Source organism: Massilia sp. P1_C10, assembly GCF_056406475.1.
Window position 1 is genome coordinate 507,153 of record NZ_JBFUAC010000002.1, and the last position, 19,638, is coordinate 526,790.

At 65.4% G+C, this 19,638-nt stretch carries 17 protein-coding genes and 1 tRNA gene; 4 read left to right on the forward strand and 14 right to left on the reverse strand.

Annotated elements, in window-relative coordinates; genetic code table 11:
• Positions 1-8 precede the first annotated feature (8 nt).
• The 3 genes from fdhF to frc form a co-directional block, all read right to left on the reverse strand.
• Positions 9-2,849 carry a formate dehydrogenase subunit alpha gene (gene fdhF / locus AC1D02_RS06630; RefSeq protein WP_477314955.1) on the reverse strand — a complete coding sequence of 947 codons (2,841 nt, stop codon included), beginning with the start codon at positions 2,847-2,849 and terminating at the stop codon, positions 9-11.
• Positions 2,850-2,857: 8 nt separating this feature from the next.
• Positions 2,858-4,555, reverse strand: coding sequence for an NADH-ubiquinone oxidoreductase-F iron-sulfur binding region domain-containing protein (locus AC1D02_RS06635; RefSeq protein ID WP_477314957.1), 1,698 nt, complete (start codon positions 4,553-4,555; stop codon positions 2,858-2,860).
• Positions 4,556-4,666: 111 nt separating this feature from the next.
• Positions 4,667-5,914 carry a formyl-CoA transferase gene (gene frc, locus AC1D02_RS06640; RefSeq protein WP_477314959.1) on the reverse strand — a complete coding sequence of 416 codons (1,248 nt, stop codon included), beginning with the start codon at positions 5,912-5,914 and terminating at the stop codon, positions 4,667-4,669.
• Between the two features lie 225 nt (positions 5,915-6,139).
• On the opposite strand from frc, the gene AC1D02_RS06645 reads away from it, so the two are divergent.
• Positions 6,140-7,126: an NAD(P)H-quinone oxidoreductase gene (locus AC1D02_RS06645; RefSeq protein ID WP_477314961.1), complete on the forward strand. Its 987-nt coding sequence runs from the start codon at positions 6,140-6,142 to the stop codon at positions 7,124-7,126.
• Between the two features lie 79 nt (positions 7,127-7,205).
• Here the strand turns inward: AC1D02_RS06645 and AC1D02_RS06650 are convergent, their stop codons facing one another.
• Complete coding sequence (locus AC1D02_RS06650; RefSeq protein ID WP_477314963.1) at positions 7,206-7,673, reverse strand: hypothetical protein; 468 nt, start codon at positions 7,671-7,673, stop codon at positions 7,206-7,208.
• Positions 7,674-7,977: 304 nt separating this feature from the next.
• Here AC1D02_RS06650 and AC1D02_RS06655 point away from each other — a divergent pair, with 304 nt between their 5' ends.
• Entirely contained in the window at positions 7,978-8,208 is a 231-nt protein-coding gene (locus AC1D02_RS06655) for a hypothetical protein (protein ID WP_477314965.1), read from the forward strand.
• Positions 8,209-8,307: 99 nt separating this feature from the next.
• Here the strand turns inward: AC1D02_RS06655 and AC1D02_RS06660 are convergent, their stop codons facing one another.
• The 6 genes from AC1D02_RS06660 to AC1D02_RS06685 form a co-directional block, all read right to left on the reverse strand.
• A complete protein-coding gene (locus AC1D02_RS06660) occupies positions 8,308-8,592 on the reverse strand; it encodes a hypothetical protein (protein WP_477314967.1) in 285 nt (94 codons plus the stop codon).
• Between the two features lie 202 nt (positions 8,593-8,794).
• On the reverse strand, positions 8,795-9,217 hold the full coding sequence (locus tag AC1D02_RS06665; protein WP_477314969.1) for a response regulator: 423 nt from the start codon (positions 9,215-9,217) through the stop codon (positions 8,795-8,797).
• Positions 9,210-9,485 (reverse strand): hypothetical protein, encoded by a 276-nt coding sequence (locus tag AC1D02_RS06670; RefSeq protein ID WP_477314971.1) that lies wholly within the window; start codon positions 9,483-9,485, stop codon positions 9,210-9,212. The genes AC1D02_RS06665 and AC1D02_RS06670 overlap by 8 nt, the downstream gene beginning before the upstream one ends.
• 306 nt (positions 9,486-9,791) lie before the next feature.
• A complete protein-coding gene (locus tag AC1D02_RS06675) occupies positions 9,792-11,213 on the reverse strand; it encodes an App1 family protein (RefSeq protein WP_477314973.1) in 1,422 nt (473 codons plus the stop codon).
• 393 nt (positions 11,214-11,606) lie between these two features.
• Positions 11,607-11,683, reverse strand: a tRNA-Pro gene (locus AC1D02_RS06680).
• Between the two features lie 145 nt (positions 11,684-11,828).
• A complete protein-coding gene (locus AC1D02_RS06685; protein ID WP_477314975.1) occupies positions 11,829-13,715 on the reverse strand; it encodes an MFS transporter in 1,887 nt (628 codons plus the stop codon).
• A 202-nt stretch (positions 13,716-13,917) separates the two neighbouring features.
• Here AC1D02_RS06685 and AC1D02_RS06690 point away from each other — a divergent pair, with 202 nt between their 5' ends.
• Positions 13,918-14,334: a hypothetical protein gene (locus AC1D02_RS06690; protein WP_477314977.1), complete on the forward strand. Its 417-nt coding sequence runs from the start codon at positions 13,918-13,920 to the stop codon at positions 14,332-14,334.
• Positions 14,335-14,336: 2 nt separating this feature from the next.
• Positions 14,337-15,122, forward strand: coding sequence for a DUF2145 domain-containing protein (locus tag AC1D02_RS06695; protein WP_477314979.1), 786 nt, complete (start codon positions 14,337-14,339; stop codon positions 15,120-15,122).
• 55 nt (positions 15,123-15,177) lie between these two features.
• On the opposite strand, the gene AC1D02_RS06700 is transcribed toward AC1D02_RS06695, so the two are convergent.
• Genes AC1D02_RS06700 through AC1D02_RS06715 form a run of 4 tightly spaced genes read right to left on the reverse strand, consistent with a single transcriptional unit; the run spans position 15,178 to position 19,595 of the window.
• Positions 15,178-15,633, reverse strand: coding sequence for a cupin domain-containing protein (locus AC1D02_RS06700; RefSeq protein ID WP_477314981.1), 456 nt, complete (start codon positions 15,631-15,633; stop codon positions 15,178-15,180).
• A gap of 57 nt (positions 15,634-15,690) precedes the next feature.
• Positions 15,691-16,737, reverse strand: a complete 1,047-nt coding sequence (locus AC1D02_RS06705) for an AbrB family transcriptional regulator (protein WP_477314983.1) — start codon at positions 16,735-16,737, stop codon at positions 15,691-15,693.
• Positions 16,734-17,798: an ABC transporter ATP-binding protein gene (locus tag AC1D02_RS06710; protein WP_477314985.1), complete on the reverse strand. Its 1,065-nt coding sequence runs from the start codon at positions 17,796-17,798 to the stop codon at positions 16,734-16,736. The genes AC1D02_RS06705 and AC1D02_RS06710 overlap by 4 nt, the downstream gene beginning before the upstream one ends.
• 27 nt (positions 17,799-17,825) lie before the next feature.
• Entirely contained in the window at positions 17,826-19,595 is a 1,770-nt protein-coding gene (locus tag AC1D02_RS06715; RefSeq protein ID WP_477314987.1) for an ABC transporter permease, read from the reverse strand.
• Between the last annotated feature and the right edge of the window lie 43 nt (positions 19,596-19,638).

A 19,638-nucleotide genomic window follows, 5' to 3' on the forward strand; every position in this document is an offset into this window, starting at 1 on the left:
CTTTTACGTTAGCGTGCGGCGCGCGCCAACTCCGTTGCGGCCAGCACCTGGCCGCCACCGTAAGTTCCCTGCACCGGCGCATCGCCGCCCAGCGTGATGCGGATCGCGCAGTACTTGAACTCCGGGATCTTCGCGAACGGATCGAGCGCGGCGTTGGTCAGCCGGTTGATCGCCGCTTCGTAGTAGCAGAACGGGACGAACACTGCCCCGCGCGGCGAGCTTTCGTCGGCGCGCGCGTACAGCTGCACGACGCCGCGGCGCGATTCGATGGTGACGATGTCGCCAGGCTGGCCGCCCATGTCCGCCAGGTCGAGCGGGTGGATCAGGGCGACCGGATCCGGCTCTAGCGCGTCGAGCACGAGCGCGCGGCGCGTCATGCTGCCGGTGTGCCAGTGTTCGAGCTGGCGACCGGTGATCAGCACCATCGGGTACTCGGGATCTGGACGTTCGGCCGCCGGGATGATGTCGGCCGGGACAAACTTCGCGCGGCCCGATTCACGCGGGAAGGTCTCGGTGAACACCACCGACTGGCCAGGATCGCCCTCTTTCACGCACGGATACGTGACAGCGTGCTCGCGCTCGAGGCGATCCCACGTGATGCCGCCGATGCTAGGCATGGTGTGGCGCATCTCGTCGAACACTTCCGACACGTGCTTGTACTGCCAGTCGAGGCCCATGCGGTTCGCGATCTGCTGGATGATCCACAGGTCCGGTTTCGCTTCGCCAGGCGCGTTGACGGCCTTGCGGCCCATCTGCACCAGGCGGTCGGTGTTGGTGAAAGTGCCGTCCTTCTCGGGGAAGGCGGTGGCCGGCAGGATCACGTCGGCCAGGTAGCAGGTCTCGGTCAGGAAGATGTCCTGCACCACCAGGTGGTCGAGCGAAGCCAGCGCGTCGCGGGCGTGGTTGGCGTCCGGATCGGACATCGCCGGGTTCTCGCCCATCACGTACATGCCGCGCACGCCGCCCTTCTTGATCGCGTGCATGACCTCGACCACGGTCAGGCCGGGCGTGGAGTCGAGCGTGCCCGGCTCCAGTTTCCATGCCTTCTCGAAACTGGCCTGGACTTTCGGATCGGTCACGTGCTGATAGTCCGGATACATCATCGGGATCAGGCCGGCGTCGGAGGCGCCCTGCACGTTGTTCTGGCCGCGCAGCGGATGCAGGCCGGTGCCGTCGCGGCCGATCTGGCCGGTCATCAGCGCCAGCGCGATCAGGCAGCGCGCGTTGTCGGTGCCGTGCACGTGCTGCGACACGCCCATGCCCCACAGGATGATCGACGCCTTCGAGGTCGCATACAGGCGCGCCGTATAGCGCAGCGTTTCGGCGTCGATGCCGCAGATCGGCGCCATCAGCTCAGGGCTGTAGCCTTCGACGTTCTTCTTCAGGTCTTCGTAGCCGATGGTGCGGCTGTCGATGAATTCCTGGTCGACCAGGTTTTCGTGGACGATCACGTGCATCATCGCGTTGAGCATGGCGACGTCGGTGTCCGGCTTGAACTGCAGGAAGCGGTGCGACATGCGCGCCAGTTCGGAGCGGCGCGGATCCATCACGACCAGCTTGGAGCCGTTGGCGACGGCGTTCTTGATCCAGGTCGCGGCGACCGGGTGATTGACGGTCGGGTTGGCGCCGATGATGATAATCACCTCGGCCTTGGTCACGTCCATCACAGGGTTCGAGACGGCGCCCGAGCCGATACCTTCGAGCAGCGCGACGACCGACGAGGCGTGGCACAGGCGGGTGCAGTGGTCGACGTTGTTCGAGCCGAAGCCGGTGCGCACCAGTTTCTGGAACAGGTAGGCTTCTTCGTTCGAGCCTTTGGCCGAGCCGAAGCCGGCCAGCGATTTTTTGCCGTAGGTGTCGCGGATCTGCGCCAGCTTGCCGCCGGCCAGTTCCAGCGCTTCTTCCCAGCTCGCTTCGCGGAAGTATTCCATCACGCGGCTCGGATCCATCTCGACGTCACCGCGCTTCGGCGCGTCGGCGCGGCGGATCAGCGGCATGGTCAGGCGGTGCGGGTGGTGCGCGTAGTCGAAGCCGTAGCGGCCCTTGACGCACAGGCGGCTGGCGTTCGCGGGACCGTCGCGGCCTTCGACGTAAAGGATCTTGTCGTCCTTGACGTTGTAGGTCAGCTGGCAGCCGACGCCGCAGAACGGGCACAGTGACTCGACCTGCTTGTCCGGCACCGTCAGCGCGACTTCGCGCGCCGGCATCAGGGCGCCGGTCGGGCAGGCCTGCACGCATTCGCCGCAAGCGACGCAGGTAGAGTTGCCCATCGGGTCGTCCATGTCGAACACGATCTTGGTGCCTTCGCCGCGCAGCGACAGGCCGATCACGTCGTTCATCTGCTCGTCGCGGCAGGCGCGCACGCAGCGGGTGCACTGGATGCAGGCGTCGAGGTTGACGGCGATCGCCGCGTGCGACAGGTCGGGCGCGACGCGGGCGCGCGCTTCGAAGCGCGGCTTGCCCACTTCGAGCTTCGCGGCCCACTGGTCGACTTCGTTGTTGCGGGTGTATTCGGTTTCCGGCATGTCCGACAGCAGGAGCTCGAGCACCATCTTCTGGGCGGCGACGGCGCGGTCGCTGACCGAGTTGACCTTCATTCCTTCGGTCGGGAAGCGGCAGCACGACGGCGCCAGCACGCGCTCGCCGTTAATCTCGACCATGCAGGAGCGGCAGTTGCCGGCCACGTCGAGGCCTTCCTTGTAGCACAGGCGCGGGATCTCGACGCCTTCGCGGTCGGCGATCTCGATGATGGTTTCGCTGGCGCGGCCGGTGACTTCACGGCCGTTCAGTTCGAAGGTGACGGTCGGCACAACGATCTGCGCCATTTCGTTACGGGTAATCGCGTTCATGGTGTCTCTTATCCCAACTCGTGCGGAAAATATTTGATGACGCAGTCGACCGGATTCGGCGCTGCCTGGCCCAGGCCGCAAATCGATGCGTCACGCATCACTTGCGACAGGTCGGCCAGCATGCCCAGGTCCCAGTGCGGCTTCTCGATGATCGCGTGGGTCTTGGCGGTGCCGACGCGGCATGGGGTGCACTGTCCGCAGGATTCGTGCTTGAAGAAGTTCATCATGTTGCGCGCCGCTTCGGTGGCGGTGTCGAGGTTCGACAGCACGATCACCGAGGCCGATCCGATGAAGCAGCCGTACGGCTGCAGCGTGTCGAAGTCGAGCGGGATGTCGTTCAGCGACGCGGGCAGGATGCCGCCCGAGGCGCCGCCCGGCAGGTAGCCGTACAAGGTCTGGCCTTCCAGCATGCCGCCGCAGTGGTCGTCGATCAGCTGCTGGATGGTGATGCCGGCCGGAGCCAGCTTCACGCCCGGGTTCTTGACGCGGCCCGATACCGAGAACGAGCGCAGGCCCTTGCGGCCGTTGGCGCCGAAGCTGCTGAACCACTCGCCGCCCTTCTCGATGATCTCGCGCACCCAGTGCAGCGTTTCGAAGTTGTGTTCCAGGGTCGGACGGCCGAACAGGCCGACCTGCGCCACGTACGGCGGACGCAGGCGCGGCATGCCGCGCTTGCCTTCGATCGACTCGATCATCGCGGATTCTTCGCCGCAGATGTAGGCGCCGGCGCCGCGGCGCAGGATGATCTCGGGCATATTCGGCAGCGGCGGATCGGCGCGCAGCGCGGCCAGCTCGGCTTCGAGCATGCCGCGGCAGCCGTGGTATTCGTCGCGCAGGTAGATGTAGATGGTCTCGATGCCGACCGCCCATGCAGCGATCAGGGCGCCTTCGATGAAGCGGTGCGGGTCCTGCTCGAGGTAGAAGCGGTCCTTGAAGGTGCCTGGCTCGCCTTCGTCGATGTTGATGGCCATGAGGCGCGGGCCGGCTTCGTTGCGCACGATGCGCCACTTGCGGCCGGCCGGGAAGCCGGCGCCGCCCAGGCCGCGCAGGCCCGAGGTTTCCATCGTCCTGATGATGCCTTCGACGTCGCGCACGCCGCCGACGCAGTCGCGCAGCAGCCGGTAACCGCCATTGGCCTTGTAGCCGGCGTAGTCGATATGGCCGGTGTGGGTGTGGGTGACGACTTTCGCTTCGACCTTGGCGGCGACTTCTTCCACCGTCGCATGCGGCACCGGATGCTGGCCGATGACGGCCACTGGCGCCTGCTCGCAGCGGCCGACGCATGGCGCGGCGATGACGCGCACGTCGCGGCCGAGGATCGCCGGCAGCCTGGCGATCAGGTCCTTGGCGCCGGCCATTTCGCACGACAGGCCGTCGCAGACGCGCACGGTCATCGCGGCAGGCGCTTCGCCGCCCTCTTTCACCACGTCGAAGTGGTGGTAGAAAGTGGCCACTTCGTAGACTTCGGTCTGGGCCAGCTTCATTTCGGCGGCCAGCGCGGCGAGGTGTTCGGCCGACAGGCAGTTGTAGGTGTCCTGGATCTTGTGCAGGTGTTCGATGAGCATGTCGGCGTTGCGCGACTCGTCCCCGAGCAGCGCCTGCACCTGCGCCAGCGCGGCGGGATCGACCCGGCGGCCTTTCGGCGCTTCGCGCTTGCGCTGGCGCGACGCGCCTTCAACTTTAATCGGAATGATCATCTGTCCCATACTCTGTTCCTGGTCTCTGCAGGCCTTGTGGGCCCGAGGGTCGCGATCGTGGTCGCGGCCTCTGTTAAAAAAATCCGGGAGCGCCGTTGCGGGCGTCCCCTTGTTCGTCCATCAAATTACGTGTTCCGCGCGCAGCAGCGCGATCTGGTCGGCATTGTAGCCAAGCTGGGACAGCACTTCGTCGGTGTGCTCGCCCAGCAGCGGCGAACGCTCGACGCGGGTCGGGCTGTCCGACAGCTTGATCGGGTTGCCCACCGTGAGGTACTTGCCGCGCTCGGGGTGATCGACTTCGACGATGGTGCCGGTCTCGCGCAGCGAAGGTTCCTCGGCGATTTCCTTCATCGACAGGATCGGTCCGCACGGGATGTCGAACTTGTTCATCGCGTCCATCGCCTCGAACTTGGTCAGGGTCTTGGTCCACTCCTCGACCGTCGCGAAGATCTCCATCAGGCGCGGCAGGCGCGCGCGCGGGGTCGCGTAATCGGGATGCGAGATCCAGTCTTCCTTGCCGATCACGCGGCAGATCGCGCCCCAGGCCTGCGACTGCGCGACGAAGTAGATGTAGGCGTTCGGGTCGGTCTCCCAGCCCTTGCACTTGAGGATCCAGCCCGGCTGGCCGCCGCCGGAGGCGTTGCCGGCGCGCGGCACCGAGTCGCCGAACTCGCCGTTCGGGTATTGCGGGTATTCTTCCATCACGCCGGTGCGCTCGAGGCGCTGCTGATCGCGCAGCTTGACGCGGCACAGGTTCAGCACCGCGTCCTGCATCGAGGTCAGCACCTTCTGGCCGCGGCCGGTGACGGTGCGCTGGTACAGCGCGGTGACGATGCCGAGCGCCAGGTGCAGGCCGCTGCCGCTGTCGCCGATCTGCGCGCCGGTGACCGTCGGCGGGCCGTCGGCGAAGCCGGTGGTGGCGGCCGAGCCGCCGGCGCACTGGGCGACGTTCTCGTAGACCTTGCAATGCTCGTACGGGCCCGGGCCGAAGCCCTTGACCGACGCGACGATCATCTTCGGATTGAGTTCCTGGATGCGTTCCCACGAAAAGCCCATGCGGTCCAGCGCGCCGGGCGCGAAGTTCTCGACCAGCACGTCGCAATCCTTGATCAGCGTTTCCAGCACTTCCTTGCCGGCCGCTTTCTTGGTGTCGAGCGTGATCGAGCGCTTGTTGTGATTCAGCATGGTGAAATACAGGCTGTCGACGCCGGGGATGTCGCGCAACTGGCCGCGCGTGGCGTCGCCTTCGCCGGCCCGTTCGACCTTGATCACGTCGGCGCCGAACCAGGCCAGCAGCTGGGTGCAGGTCGGGCCAGACTGCACGTGTGTGAAGTCGAGGATGCGAACTCCTTCTAATGCTTTGCTCATGGCACTACTCTCCGAAGAATCACTCTGTTTTAATTATGCCCGACAAAGTACGCTCTAGTTGCAGCTCGCTCTTTTAACCAATGGCGATGACGCGAAGGCCATGATATCGACGCGGCCCATGTTTGCTCATTGACCACGGTCAAGATTAGCCAGATGGCCCCAACGGGCTACTGCGGCGCCGCTCCCGTTGTATGCTTTCGATAATTCAAACAAGGAGAAGCAGCAATGCGCGCAATCGAAATTACCCAGCCCGGCCCACCCGACGTCCTGCAACCGTGCCAGCGGCCGATGCCGGAACTGGCGCCCGGCCACGTGCTGATCAAGGTGCACGCCGCCGGCATCAACCGGCCCGACGTGCTGCAGCGGACCGGCAATTATCCGGTGCCGAAGGGCGCCTCCGACCTGCCGGGGCTGGAAATCGCCGGCGAGATCGTCGATGGGGACCTCAACGGCAGCGATTTCAAGAAGGGCGACATGGTGTGCGCGCTGGTGCAGGGCGGCGGCTACGCGGAGTATTGCGCGGCGGCGCTGGAGCTGTGCCTGCCGATTCCGAAGGGCATGAGCGCGATCGAGGCGGCGTCGCTGCCGGAGACCTTCTTCACCGTGTGGAGCAACGTGTTCGACCGCGCCGGGCTGGCCGAGGGCGAAACTTTACTGGTGCAAGGCGGCTCGTCGGGCATCGGCGTGACGGCGATCCAGCTGGCCAAGGCGCTCGGGCACAAGGTGTTCGCCACCGCCGGCTCGGACGAGAAGTGCCGCGCCTGCGAGGCGCTGGGGGCCGACCGCGCGATCAATTACAAGACCGAGGACTTCGTCGAGATCGTCAAGGCGGAGACCGGCGGCAAGGGCGTCGACGTGATCCTCGACATGGTGGGCGGCGACTATGTGCCGCGCGAGATCAGCTGCCTGGCCGACGACGGCCGGCTGGTGTTCATCGCGCTGCTCGGGGGCGGCAAGGCGACCGTGCCGCTGGGGCAGATCCTGATCCGGCGCCTCACTGTGACCGGGTCGACCCTGCGTCCGCGGCCGCTGTCGTTCAAGGCGAAGATCGCCGACAACCTGCGCAAGCATGTGTGGCCGCTGCTGGACGCGGGCAAGATCAAGCCGGTGATTTACCAGACCTTCCCGCTCGATCAGGCGGCGAAGGCGCACGCGCTGATGGAATCGAGCTCGCACGTCGGGAAGATCGTCCTGGAGGTGGTGCCGCGCTGACGCCGCTGCCCAAAGGCCGGGGTCATCGCTACTGCAGCTGCTGGGCGTGGAAACGACGGCATTCTTTGGGCGCGGCCGGTCAGGACGGCGGCAGATCCGCGGGACCAGCCGCCGAAGTGGCCGCGGCCGGCGCATGATCCTGCGGCCCCGCCGCGATTTTTAACGGCGCCCGCGCGCGGGTCGCCGCCTTGTCGGGCAGCGGCATGAACCCTGGGCCCGTGAGCACCGTGCCGCGACCGTTGACCATCGGACCGTCGAACGGCGCCAGCGCGAGATCCAGCGCGGCAACGGTGGCGTGGTTCGGATCGTTCGTGGCGACGCGAAACTGCGCGATCGCGATGCGGCACAGCGTCGCATTGGTCGGCGGCGCGGCATGCGACACGCCGGCCGGCGCCTTGTCGCTGAACTGAAACGTGTGCGCGGCGGCGAACCGCCCTTCCGCGCTGGTTACCTTGAACATCTTCGGCCTGGCGAATCCGTGCAGACCGGACGTGTAGCTCTCTATGAAGCAGCGGCCGAACGGGCCGCCGTCGAATTCGTACATCATGCTGCGTTCCTTGAAAGCCGAACCGGTCGGTGAATTGGCAGGGATAAGAGCAGCGACGAGGCAGGAAGCGGTCGCGCAAGACCGGGGCAGTCGGGGAACCGCGGGTCGGCAAGCGGGGGGGCGCGGCGGTGAGCGCCGGCGCAGTCAAAGGCGATCCGGCGAGAGTGCGGCCGGAATGCCTGTCGACGTGAAGTGTATATTACAATCTTGTCGATTGACACACCTTACGCGTTTTATTCGCGCAATCCGCATCACAACGCGGTCTGCGTTGTTTAGGGAACCGATGATCGAATGCAATCGAACGATGGAACAGGCGAGGCGCGACTTCTCGCTCGGCCGGCTGAGCGCGGCAGTGCTGATCCGCGTGCCGATGAGCCGGTCGGGCTGGACCGTGCGGCTGAGCGGCGCAAAGGGCGACGCCGGCATGCTGCTCGACGTGAAAACGCTGGACGCGCAGGTGTTCGACACGCTCGACGGCGCGGCGCAGGCGCTTGAGCAGATAGGATTCCGGTTCGACCAGCTCAAGCTGCAGTGAGCGGTTCGATCCCGTTTCGACGGCGCTGAAGGAGCGTTCGCGCGGCGTCGACAAATTCGGGGTCAGGTCGCAGGGACCCGACCCCATACAGCGGCACGATTACGGCTTCGCCTTGAGCTCCGCCTTTGCAGCCTTCTCCTTGGCTTCGGCTTCCTTCTTGCAAGCCTTCTTCTCGTCGCCCTTCATTTTTTTGCACTCCGCCATCGCCATTTTCTCGTCGGCTTCGATTTGCTTCTTGGCGGCCTTGCGCTCGGCGCGCGTCATCTTGGCCGTCGGCGCCGCCGTGGTGGCGACCGGCGCGGTCGCGGGAGCCTGCGGCGAGGCAAACGCGGAAGTGGAAATGGCGATCAGGCTGGCGGCGGCCAGGGTCAACAATGTTTTCATAATTCATCCTTTAAAGAAATCAATGAAAGAGACACCGGAGATGCCAATGTTTAACGGCTGAACGATTCGGCGGGTTGACGCTCGTTCCGCCTTTATCCGCCGCGCCCGGGTCGCCGGCTTTCTTGTCCTGGCGCACCAGCGCCGGCGCAGCGTGCTGTCCACCTCAGTTAGCCGGTCGCTCGCATTCCGAAACAGCCAGCGTTCAGGCAGGTGGGTTCAAGGATAGGCGCAGCGCGTTCAGCGGTGTTATCACCTCATCCAGCATGAAGGGCTTGGCGATGAAATGGTCGAAACCCGCAGCAAGCGCGTTGGCCTGGTCTTCCGGGTGCTGCCGGCCAGAGACGGCGATCAGCAAGCTCGCCGCGGTTTCCGGCAGCGCGCGCAGGCGGCTCGCCAGCGTGAACCCGTCCACGCGGCCCAGGACAATGCTCGAGCAGACGGCATGCGGGCGGAATTGCGTCGCCAGCGCCAGCGCCTCATCCGCACAGGGGGTGCAGGAGACCGAGCAGCCGTGGTGCTCCAGTAGCGTGCCGAGCAGATCCAGCATCTCTGCATTGCGGTCGACCACAAGCACGCGCAGCGGCGGCTTCGCGGGCGCAACGGCTTTGAAATCGGCGTCAGTCATGACGGTCCTTGTCGCCGGACGCGCCGAGATCGGGTCGCGACGAGATACCAGGGCCGGTAGGGATGCGGCACAGCATGGCATTGCCGGGGGCGACCGGCGGCACGCCGGCGACCACCTGATCGCTGAACGGAAAGATGCGAGCAGGGACGCAGCGCCCGCCCGCGTTGGGAATCTTGAACATTTTTGGCCTCGCAATTCCATACAGGGCGGCGGTGAAACTTCCTACAGAACTGCGGCCGGGCGAACCGCCGTCAAATTCGTAAATCATGCTTCGTTCCTTAAGGCCGAACCTGATGGTGAAATGAATAACAGGAGAGGTGCGGCGACAAGGCGGAAGGCGGTCGCGCATGACCGGGGCGATTGCGCAATTGGCAATTGGATGCGGGGTCAGTGAGCAGGGTGGTCCACGAGTGTGAACAGAGCTAGCGGTGCCGGCGAGTATCAGGCCGACAAGACGGTTGCGCCAGGACAGGGCAACGACAGCGTGCAGTGTAGCAAAACAGCGGGATCTTGTCTCCAGGCACGGCGGATTGTTACATTAATGCGGTCGCGGCGCCGCGCCAGCCGACGACAATTACTCCGCCGATCCGCCGCCCTCCGCCGCAGCCGGCGCGCCCGCCTTCTTGTCCGCGCGGACCAAGGCCAGCGCCTCCACGCGGATCAGGCCCTCGGCCGCCGCGTGCGAGGCCGCGGCGACGCTGTCGGCCGCCAGCACCAGCTGCGCGCCGGAGTTGCTGACCTCCTCCGTCAGCCGGTCGACCGCATCGATCCGCGACGGGTCCGGATTGACGTTGCGGATGTAGATGACGCGCACCGAATGCGGATGGCGACGCAGGATCTCGGCGTAGATTTCGGGATCGCGCTCGCCGCTGTCGCCGATCAGGACGAACTTCAGGTCCGGATACGCGCGCAGGATCGCCTCGATTTTTTCGAGCTTGTGATTGCGCGACAGTTCAGGCTTGATCAGCGCGCCGAAGCTCAATTCGCGCAGCAGCAGCGGGCCGAGCGGAATCCCCTGCAGGCGCATGAACTCGACCAGCGGCTCGAACAGGTGCCACGGACTGCTCGACACGTAGAACACCGGATTGGCTTCGTTGCCGGCCGCGCCCTCGTGCAAGGCGCGGTAAAACGCGGCCACGCCCTTGAACGGGCGGCGCGTGTGCGGATTGAGGCGCGCCAGCATCATGGCCATGTTGAATTTGTTGGTCACGTTGGTCCACACCACCGTGTCGTCGATGTCGCTGATCACGCCGAATTTGGCCGACGCCGGCGGCACCAGCACTTCGGCGGTGGCGCGGACCGGCGCGCTGGCTGCGGCGTCGGGTAGATCGAGGGCGACCGAATGCCAGCCGCTGCGTTCGAGCGGCGCCGGCAGCGCGATCTCGAACTGGAAGTAGCCGCCGCGATCAGTGAGGGTCTCGTATTGGGCGCCGAGGAAGCTGGCGCGCACGCGGGTGCCGCGCACTTCGTCCGACTCCAGCCGCTGGTAGAGCGCCGCCAGGTTGCGCCAGCCGCTGTCTTCCAAACCCTGCGGCCGGAACGCATGTTCGTCGAGGACGCGCCCGCGCACGCTCAGCATGGTGGCGTTGCCGTAGCCGATGTAGGGGATGATCATCAGCGAGGGGCCGCCGCGCAGCTGACGGCCGATGAAGCGCCAGGCGTCGCCGGCGACCTTGCCGGCGGCGCCACCAAGACGGCGCGCAGGCACGCGATTCGCGGCTGCTGGCGCTTGCGCAAGAGGTTGAGACGGCGCGCTGCGTTCAAGCCAAACCACGGCGCCCTCGCCGCTGGCTTCTCGTAACGCCGCGGCGATATCGTCTTCGTCGGTTGGATCGATGGGGCGCGTCAACAGGGTGACCTGAACGCCGGCGGCGCGAAGTCGCTCCATCTCGCCTTCGGCAGCGGCGTCAGGATTGAGGTAAACAACGGCGTCCACGCCGGGTGGATGGCCCAGGAAGTCGCGCAGCCCAGCCCGAGTGAGGATCAGGAATGACACGAGGATTGTCCTCCCCAAGTATCACCTTCCAGCTTAGTCCGCACCCGCATGTTCCGTCCCCAATCTAGAGTCATATCAACAAGTATGGCGGATTGTTCGGATCAGCGGCGCGAACGAGAACCTGCCTATCAGCGGTCGTGTCTGTCTCCAAAGGACGTTGTGCGGCGCCTATGGCATTCTGTCTGATCCCTCAGCACGGGATCAACTCCGTCAGTTCCTCGTTACTAAACGCCCTGCTCCGTCGCTCCGTCACGCGGGTGCCGGCCAAGTTGAAATTCGGCGGACAAGCGGTGGGGCAATACGCGCAGCATTCGTCCCTAAAGCTAAAACCGGCTGACCTAACCTGAATTGAAAAAGGCCAGCTGAGAAGCTGGCCTAAGTGATTGATTCTATTGGTCGGGACGGTGTGATTCGAACACACGACCCCTTGCACCCCATGCAAGTACGCTACCAGGCTGCGCTACGCCCCGACGAGGTCGGAATTATAACATTGGGTTTGCCAGAATTGCCAGCATTGCGGGGGGCGGGGTTGACGCAAAACCGGCGGTCGCTGGAGCATTGAGGAGACGCTGAAGATGGGGTCAGGCCCGCCGGACCAGACCCCGGCCACTGCCACTACTTCCACTCGCCGCGCAGCTCTTTTACTTGCTGGTGCAGGTACTCGGGGGTGACTTCCTGCGGCGCTACCGGGGCGCCGACCGCCAGGGCCAGCTGCGAGCGCGGGCCGCGGGTGAAGACGCGTCCAAAGAGGTTGTTCGGATCACGCGTGAACACGCTGCCCCATAGTCCGCGCAAGGCCATCGGGATCACCGGCACTTCGCTGCGCTCGACGATCTTGGCGACGCCGCCGCGGAACTCGTTCATCTCGCCCGTGCCGGTCAGCTTCCCCTCCGGGAAAATGCACACCAGGTCGCCGTCGTGCAGCGCCTTGGCGATGTCGACGTAAGCCTTCTCCATCAGCCACGGGTCTTCCTTCGCCGACGCGATCGGGATCGCCTTCGCGGAGCGGAAAATCCAGCCCATCACCGGCATCGCGAAAATCTTGTGGTCCATGACGAAGCGGATTGGACGCGGACTCGCGGCGCCGATCACCAGCGCGTCGACGTAGCTGACGTGGTTGCAGACCAGGACCGCGGGGCCGCTTTCGGGAATGCGGTCGGCGCCCTCCACTTTCACGCGGTGGATCGTGTGGATCAGCATCCAGGCGAGGAAGCGGATCAGGAATTCCGGCACCAGCGAGAAGATGTACACCGCCACCAGCGCATTCAGCACCGCGGTGGCCAGGAACATCTCGGGGATCGTCGCGCCGAAGTGCAGCAGCACCATCGCCACCAGCGCCGACATCACCATGAACAGCGCATTCATGATGTTCATGCCGGCGATCGTGCGCGACACGTGGCGCGGATCGCAGCGCGTCTGGATCAGCGCGAACAGCGGGACGATGAAGAAGCCGCCGAACACGCCGATCAGCACAACGTCGGCCAGGATGCGCATCACGCCCGTCTGATGCAGCAGGCCCGCGACATCGACCGCCGCCGTATTCGCGTAGGCCAGGCTGGCGAAGTAAAGGTCGATGCCGAATACCGACAGGCCAATCGAGCCAAACGGCACCAGCCCGATTTCGACCTTGTGGCCGGACAGCCGCTCGCACAGCAGCGAGCCGGTGCCGATCCCCAGCGAGAACACCGTCAACAGCAGCACGAACACGCCATGGTCGCCGTGCAGGTAGTCCTTTGCGTACACAGGGAACTGCGACAGCATCAGCGCGCCGTAGAACCAGAACCACGAGTTCCCGAGCATCGAAAGGAACACCGTGCGGTTCTGGCGCGAGAAAGCGAGGTTGCGCAGCGACTCGGCGAACGGGTTGGCGCTGATGACCAGGTTCGGCTCCGGCGCCGGCGACAGCGGGATCCGATAGCTGGCGATCAGGCCGAGCACCGCGAAGAACAGCGTGCCGGCGGCCACCATCTCGATGCCGAACGGTTTGTGCGACACCAGCAGCGCGCCGAAAATCTCGCCGAGCAGGATGCCGACGAAGGTGCCCATCTCGATCACGCCGTTCCCGCCCACCAGCTCTTCGGACTTCAGGTTCTGCGGCAGGTAAGCATATTTGACGGGCCCGAACAGCGTGGAGTGCACGCCCATGCCGACCACCGCGGCCACCAGCACCCACAGCGTGTGCGTCATCCAGCCGATGCCGGCGACGAGCATGATCGCCAGTTCGAGCCACTTGACGAAGCGCGCCAGGCGCGACTTCTCGACCTTGTCGGCGATCTGGCCGGCCGTCGCGGAGAACACCACGTATGGCAGGATGAACAGCGCCGGGATGACGATGTTGAGCGTCGCCGCGCTGATCGAGGTCCAGGCCAGCGCGTCGAAAGTCAGCATCACCAGCAGCGCGGTCTTGAACAGGTTGTCGTTGAAGGCGCCGAAAAACTGGGTCCAGAAAAACGGCGCGAAACGGCGCTGCGCTAACAGGGAAAATTGGCTCGGTTTGCTCATGCTGGAAGTATCCCTTTGGTCAGACCCGTAATCTATCGCACATTGCCGCTCCGAACAAACAATGTTTCCCCGGAACACTGCGGTGCGTCAAACGATACGTACGGGATTGCGCCGCGATACTTCCCCGGCATGACTTGAGCGGCGCGCCAAAATCGCCAATGATGATTTTGCCAACCCGGCCCTCCCTCAAGAAAGCCTGACCATGAAACCGATCGTCCTGATGCTGCTGTGCTGCTCGTTGGCAGCCGGCGCCGCCGAACAACAAGGCAGCACCGACATGTCCAACGCGTCGGAACTGGTGACGGAAGGTTCGGCGACGGTGGTCTACGGCTCGCTGTCGGCGGTGGCGGCGTCGGGCACGGTGGTGGTCGACAGCGTCGTCGCGACGGGCGACGTCAGTGTTGTGGTGCTTGTCGGCGTGTCCGACGCGTCGCGCGCGACGATCCGCCTGTCCGGAAGCGCGGCGCGCGAGGCGTCGCTGGCGGCCGGCGCCTCGGTCAACGTGGTCGCAACGTCCACCGGCTGCATGCTGGTCTCGGCCGGAAAGGTGCTCGCCTTCATCCCGAACGAGATGGGCAAGGCGCTGCTGCACCACTCGCGCGTCAGCGCCAGGGGTTGACCGTGCGGCGCCTGCTCACCATGGCGATCCTCGCCGCCTCGCTGGCCACCGGCCTCGCATCGGCCGGCACATCGTGCGAGCCGAAGAAGACCGACGTCGCCACCTTCGTCAAGGCAATGACGCTGGCCGAGCGCACCATGACGGCGCTGGACAAGTCCGGCGCCCAGGTGGCGCTGATCGCGCGCGCCGGCCAGGACCTGTCGAAGTACGGCCTGCGCTACTCGCACATGGGCTACGTGTGGCGCGACCATCCGCAGGGACGCTGGCTGGTGGTGCATGAACTGAACCGCTGCGGCACCGCGCAGTCGGCGCTGTTCGACGAAGGCCTGGGCAACTTCTTCCTGGACGACATGCACGCCTACGAGACGCGCATCGTCGTTCCGAGCCCGCAGGTGCAGCAGCGTATCGCCGCGATGCTGGCGTCGACCACGCCGCTGCGGCTGCACGACGAGCGCTACAACATGCTGGCGTTTCCGTTTGCGACCAGTTACCAGAACTCGAACCAGTGGCTGCTCGAGACCTGGGCCGCGAGCGTATCGGACCTGCCGATCGACGGGCGCGCGCAGGCGCAAGCATGGCTCAAGCTGGCCGGCTTCGCGCCGATCACGATCGACATTCCGGCGATGACGCGGCTGGGCGCGCGCATGTTCCGCGCCAACGTCTCATTCGACGACCAGCCGTTCGAGCGGCGCATGGCGGGACGCATCGACACGGTGACGGTCGATTCGGTGGTTCGCTTCGTCCATCAGCGCGATCCAGGGTCGTGGGAGATCCTGGTCGCCCTCTGAAGTTCGGAGTCAGGTCCGGCGGACCTGGCCCCGGGCGTTGGTCTGCGCCGCAAGCTTACTTCTTGGTGCGCGGATCGTCCGCGGCATTCAGATAGTTGATGTCGAACGGCCCGTCGCCAGCAATTTGCAGCACGGTCGGCGCCTTGGTGAACGCGTAATGATGCACCTTGCCCGGCATGTGGTGGAAGCCGCCGGCCTTGAGCGCCTGCGCCGTTTTCTTGTCGACCGTGTCGCTCATGCCGATATACAGCGCGCCGCTAAGCACCGTCAGGCTCTCGCCATTGGTGTGAAAATGCGGCGCCACCATGTAGCCAGCCGGCATCTTCGCGCGCATTAAAAATGGTCCGTCCTTGGATGGGTCGCCGAATAGCACCGCGACCTTGCCCCCCTTCGGCAACGAAGGGGGACCGTCTTCCCATTTGATGTCCGACGAATTGATGAACTTGGCTTCTTGCGGGTAGGCAGCCGTTGCCGTCACCAGCATCGCCGCCATCAGAATTATTCGCTTCATGGCAATCACCTCGCTATCGTCGATGATCTTTTCATCATAGCGGCGCGCGACCGATTTTCAATCCTCGTGAATGACCAGCCGGTACAACGGTCCGATCAGCAACACCACGCACACCATGCGCGAGACGTGGAACGCGGTGACGATGGGCACGCCCAGGTGCAGCACGCGCGCCGTCAGCGACATCTCGGCAATGCCGCCCGGCGAAGTCGCCAGGATCGCGACGCCGGGATTGATGCCCGCCCACGCCGCCAGCCCGGTGCCGAAGCCGGCGCCGAGTACCATCATCAACAAGGTGCAGATCGCCACGCTGGCCATGTAGCGCGGCGCCGTGTGGACGAACGCCGGCGTGAAGCGCGTGCCGAGCGAGACGCCGATAAACAGCTGGCCGAGGCGAATCATCCATTCCGGCAGCCGGCTCAGGTTGATACCGCTCGCGGTCAGCATCAGCGCCACGAACAAAGGCCCGATCACCCAGGCGTTGGGCACGTCGATGCGCATCATCGCGAGCGCGCCGAGCACAGTCAGCGCCACCAGGATCAGCAGGTAACCGTAGTGGACCTCCGCCGCGCCGGGCACGTACATGTCGAGGCCGGGACCAAGGCCATGGCCGCTCCACCAGCGGATCGCCCACGGAATCGTCGCCACCACCATCATGATGCGCAGGCTGTGCGCGGCCGCCACGCGTTCGACCGCGGCGCCATGGCGCTCGCCCTGCGCCGCCATCTCGGAGGCGCCGCCGACTGCCATCGCGAAGAACGACGTCACCTTGTCGGCGCCGGAGAGGCGCTGCAGGAGCTTGCCGGACAAGGCGCCCAGCACCATCGCAAACAGCACCGCGAGCACGATCCAGCCGGCGTACGACGCCAGCACCGCCAACACCGGCGCCGTGAAGTACAGTCCAAGCGCGGTGCCGATCGCCCACTGGCCGGCGCAGCGCACCTGCACCGGTGCATGCAGCTGCGCGCCGAACATGCAGGCCGCGGCGGTGGCGAACAGCGGCCCGATCATCCACGGCAGCGGCGTGTCGAGCCACACGCACAGCTGCGCCGCGATCAGCGCGAGCAGCAATGCGCCAAGCAGCGGAAGCTGCTCGGATGGCTTCAAAATACCCAGAGCTTATCGGCCGGCATGTGCAGCCAGTAGTTGCCCGGGTCGAGGCGGTATTTCGAGTAGGCGCGCAGGCTCAATTCGCCGCGCGTGAACAGGCACTCCCAGCGATCGCCCAGGTACATGCAGGTCAGCAGCGGCAATTCGAGCGCATTGTCGACCGGGGTCGGGCTGACGCGCACTTCCTCGACGCGGATCAGCGGCTGAACGTCGGCGCCGGTGTTGGCGCCGCGCGCGGTACCCTTCATCGGCACGCCGTCGACCACCAGCTGCACATTGGCGCCGTCGCGGCTGACCACCTTGCCCGGCAGGCGGTTGTTACTGCCCATGAATTCGGCGGTGAACAGCGTGTCCGGCGTCTCGTACATGCTTTGCGGGCTGCCCTGCTGCTCGATCTTGCCGTTATTGAGCAGCAGGATGCGGTCCGAAATCGCCATGGCTTCGGCCTGGTCGTGCGTGACCATCAGCGCCGACAGGCCGAGGCGGACGATCAGCTCGCGCAGGAAAGCGCGCGCTTCCTCGCGCAGCTTGGCGTCGAGGTTCGACAGCGGCTCGTCGAGCAGGATCACCGGCGGGTTGTACACCAGCGCGCGCGCGATCGCCACGCGCTGCTGCTGGCCGCCAGACAGCTGGTGCGGGAAGCGGGCTCCGAGGTGGCCCAAGCCAAGCTGCGCCAGCACGTCGTTGACCTTCGCTTCGATCTCGTTCTTTGCCATCTTGCGCAATTTGAGGCCGTAAGCGACGTTGTCGAACACCGTCTTGTGCGGCCACAGCGCGTACGACTGGAACACCAGGCCCAGGTTGCGCGCTTCGGCCGGCATCTCCATGCCGGAGGCGCCGTCGAACACGCGGCGCTCGCCGATGTCGATGGTACCCAGCTTCGGGCTTTCCAGGCCGGCCACCGCGCGCAGCAAGGTGGTCTTGCCGCTGCCCGAAGGCCCGAGCAGCGCCACCACTTCGCCGCGCTGCAGGTGCATCGATACGCCCTTGAGGATAGGGTTGGCGGAAGCGCCCGTGCCGTAGTCCAGGTGCAGGTCGGTGACGGACAGTTCATTCATGTTGAGGTCTCGTTTCATGATCGTATATTAGTTATGCAGCTTGACGCCGAAGCGCAACGCGAGGCCGAGGCCGATCGCAACCAGTGTGATGTTGATGAAGGAGAGCGCGGCCACGAGGTCCGTCGAACCGCCCGCCCACAACGATACCAGCATTGCGCCAATCACTTCGGTACCCGGCGACAGCAGGTAGACGCCGGTCGAATATTCGCGCTCGAAAATCAGGAACACCATCAGCCAGGCGCCCAGCAGGCCGAATTTGACCAGCGGCAGCGTGACGTCGCGCGTCACCTGGCCGCGGCTCGCGCCCACCGCCCGCGCCGCTTCTTCCAGTTCCGGTCCGACCTGCAGCAGCGCGGTCGAAATCAGGCGCATGCCGTAGGCCAGCCACACCACCGAATACGCCAGCCACAGGGCGAAGATGGTCGAGCGCACCGCGCGCAGCGCCGGGATCAGGTGCTCGTGCAGGTACACCGCGATGCCGCTGTCGCTACCCTGGAGCATCCCATCGAGCCAGCTCGGGACGAACAGGAACACCCACAGGAAGGCCAGGCCGGCCAGCAGGCCAGGCACGGCGCGCGGCACCAGCACGCTGTAATCGAGCAGGCGGGTGATGCCGTCCGGCTTGCGATGCATCGCCAGTGCGATCGCGCTGTAGCAGGCCACGGCCAGCGCGCCGCCGACCACGCCGATCAGGATCGTGTTGAAGATGCCGCGCATCAGCGACGGCTGCTCGAAGATGTCGCGGAAGTGCTGCAGGGTCAGCACGTCGGCCAGGTGCACGCCCTCGCCCCAGTACTGCACGAAGGAGCGCAGCACGATGCCGCTGATCGGCATGATGATCGTGAAGATCAGCCAGCCGGCCAGCAGCGCAAACGCGATCCACTTCCAGCGGCCCAGCGGCATCACCTTCTGGCGCGCGCCCTTGCCCTTGATCGAGACGTATTTATTGGCCGACTTGAGCAGCCAGCGCTGCGCCATCACCAGCGGCATCGTCACCATCACCAGGCACACCGCGACGGCGGCCATCAGATGGTACGACGGGGTGCCGAGCTTGTTGGTCAGCTTGTACAGGTAGGTCGCCAGCACCAGGTGGCCTTCCGGGTCGCCCAGCACCAGCACCAGGCCGAACACTTCGAAACCGAGGAAGAACACCAGAACGCCGGCATACGCCAGCGCCGGCATGATCATCGGCAGCGACACGTTGAGCATCACCTGCAGCGGCGAGGCGCCGGCCACGCGGGCGGCTTCCTCGACGTCCGAGCCCAGGCTCTTGAGCGCCGACGAGGCGTACAGGTAGACGTGCGGCACGTGGGTCAGGCCGGCGATGACGACAATGCTGGTGAACGAGTAGATATTCCAGGGCACGAAGCCGAGCAGCTGCTTGGCCCAGGTCGAGTAGAAGCCGACCGGTCCCATCGAGACGACGTAGCCGAAGCCCATCACCATCGGCGACACGAAGATCGGCACCAGCAGCAGCGGCGCGATCCAGCCGCGGCCCGGCAGGTCGGTGCGGATCATCAGGAATGCCAGCATGGCGCCCAGCGGCACGGCGATCGCGGCCAGGCCCGTGGCCAGGATGAAGCCGTTCTTGGCCGCCATCCAGAAGTCGGAGTCGTCGAAGATGAACTGGTAGGCTTCCAGCCCAAGCACCTTGGTCGGCATGAAGAACGGCGCCGACAGGAAGCTTTGGTAGAAGATCAGCGCGAGCGGCAGGAAGACGGCGATACAGGTGAGCGTCACCACCAGGCCGCGCGGCCAGTTAAGGCTGCGCGATCCGGACAAGGATAAGGTAGACATGAGAATTTCCCGATGAAGGATGGGGTACGGCGACCGACAAGGC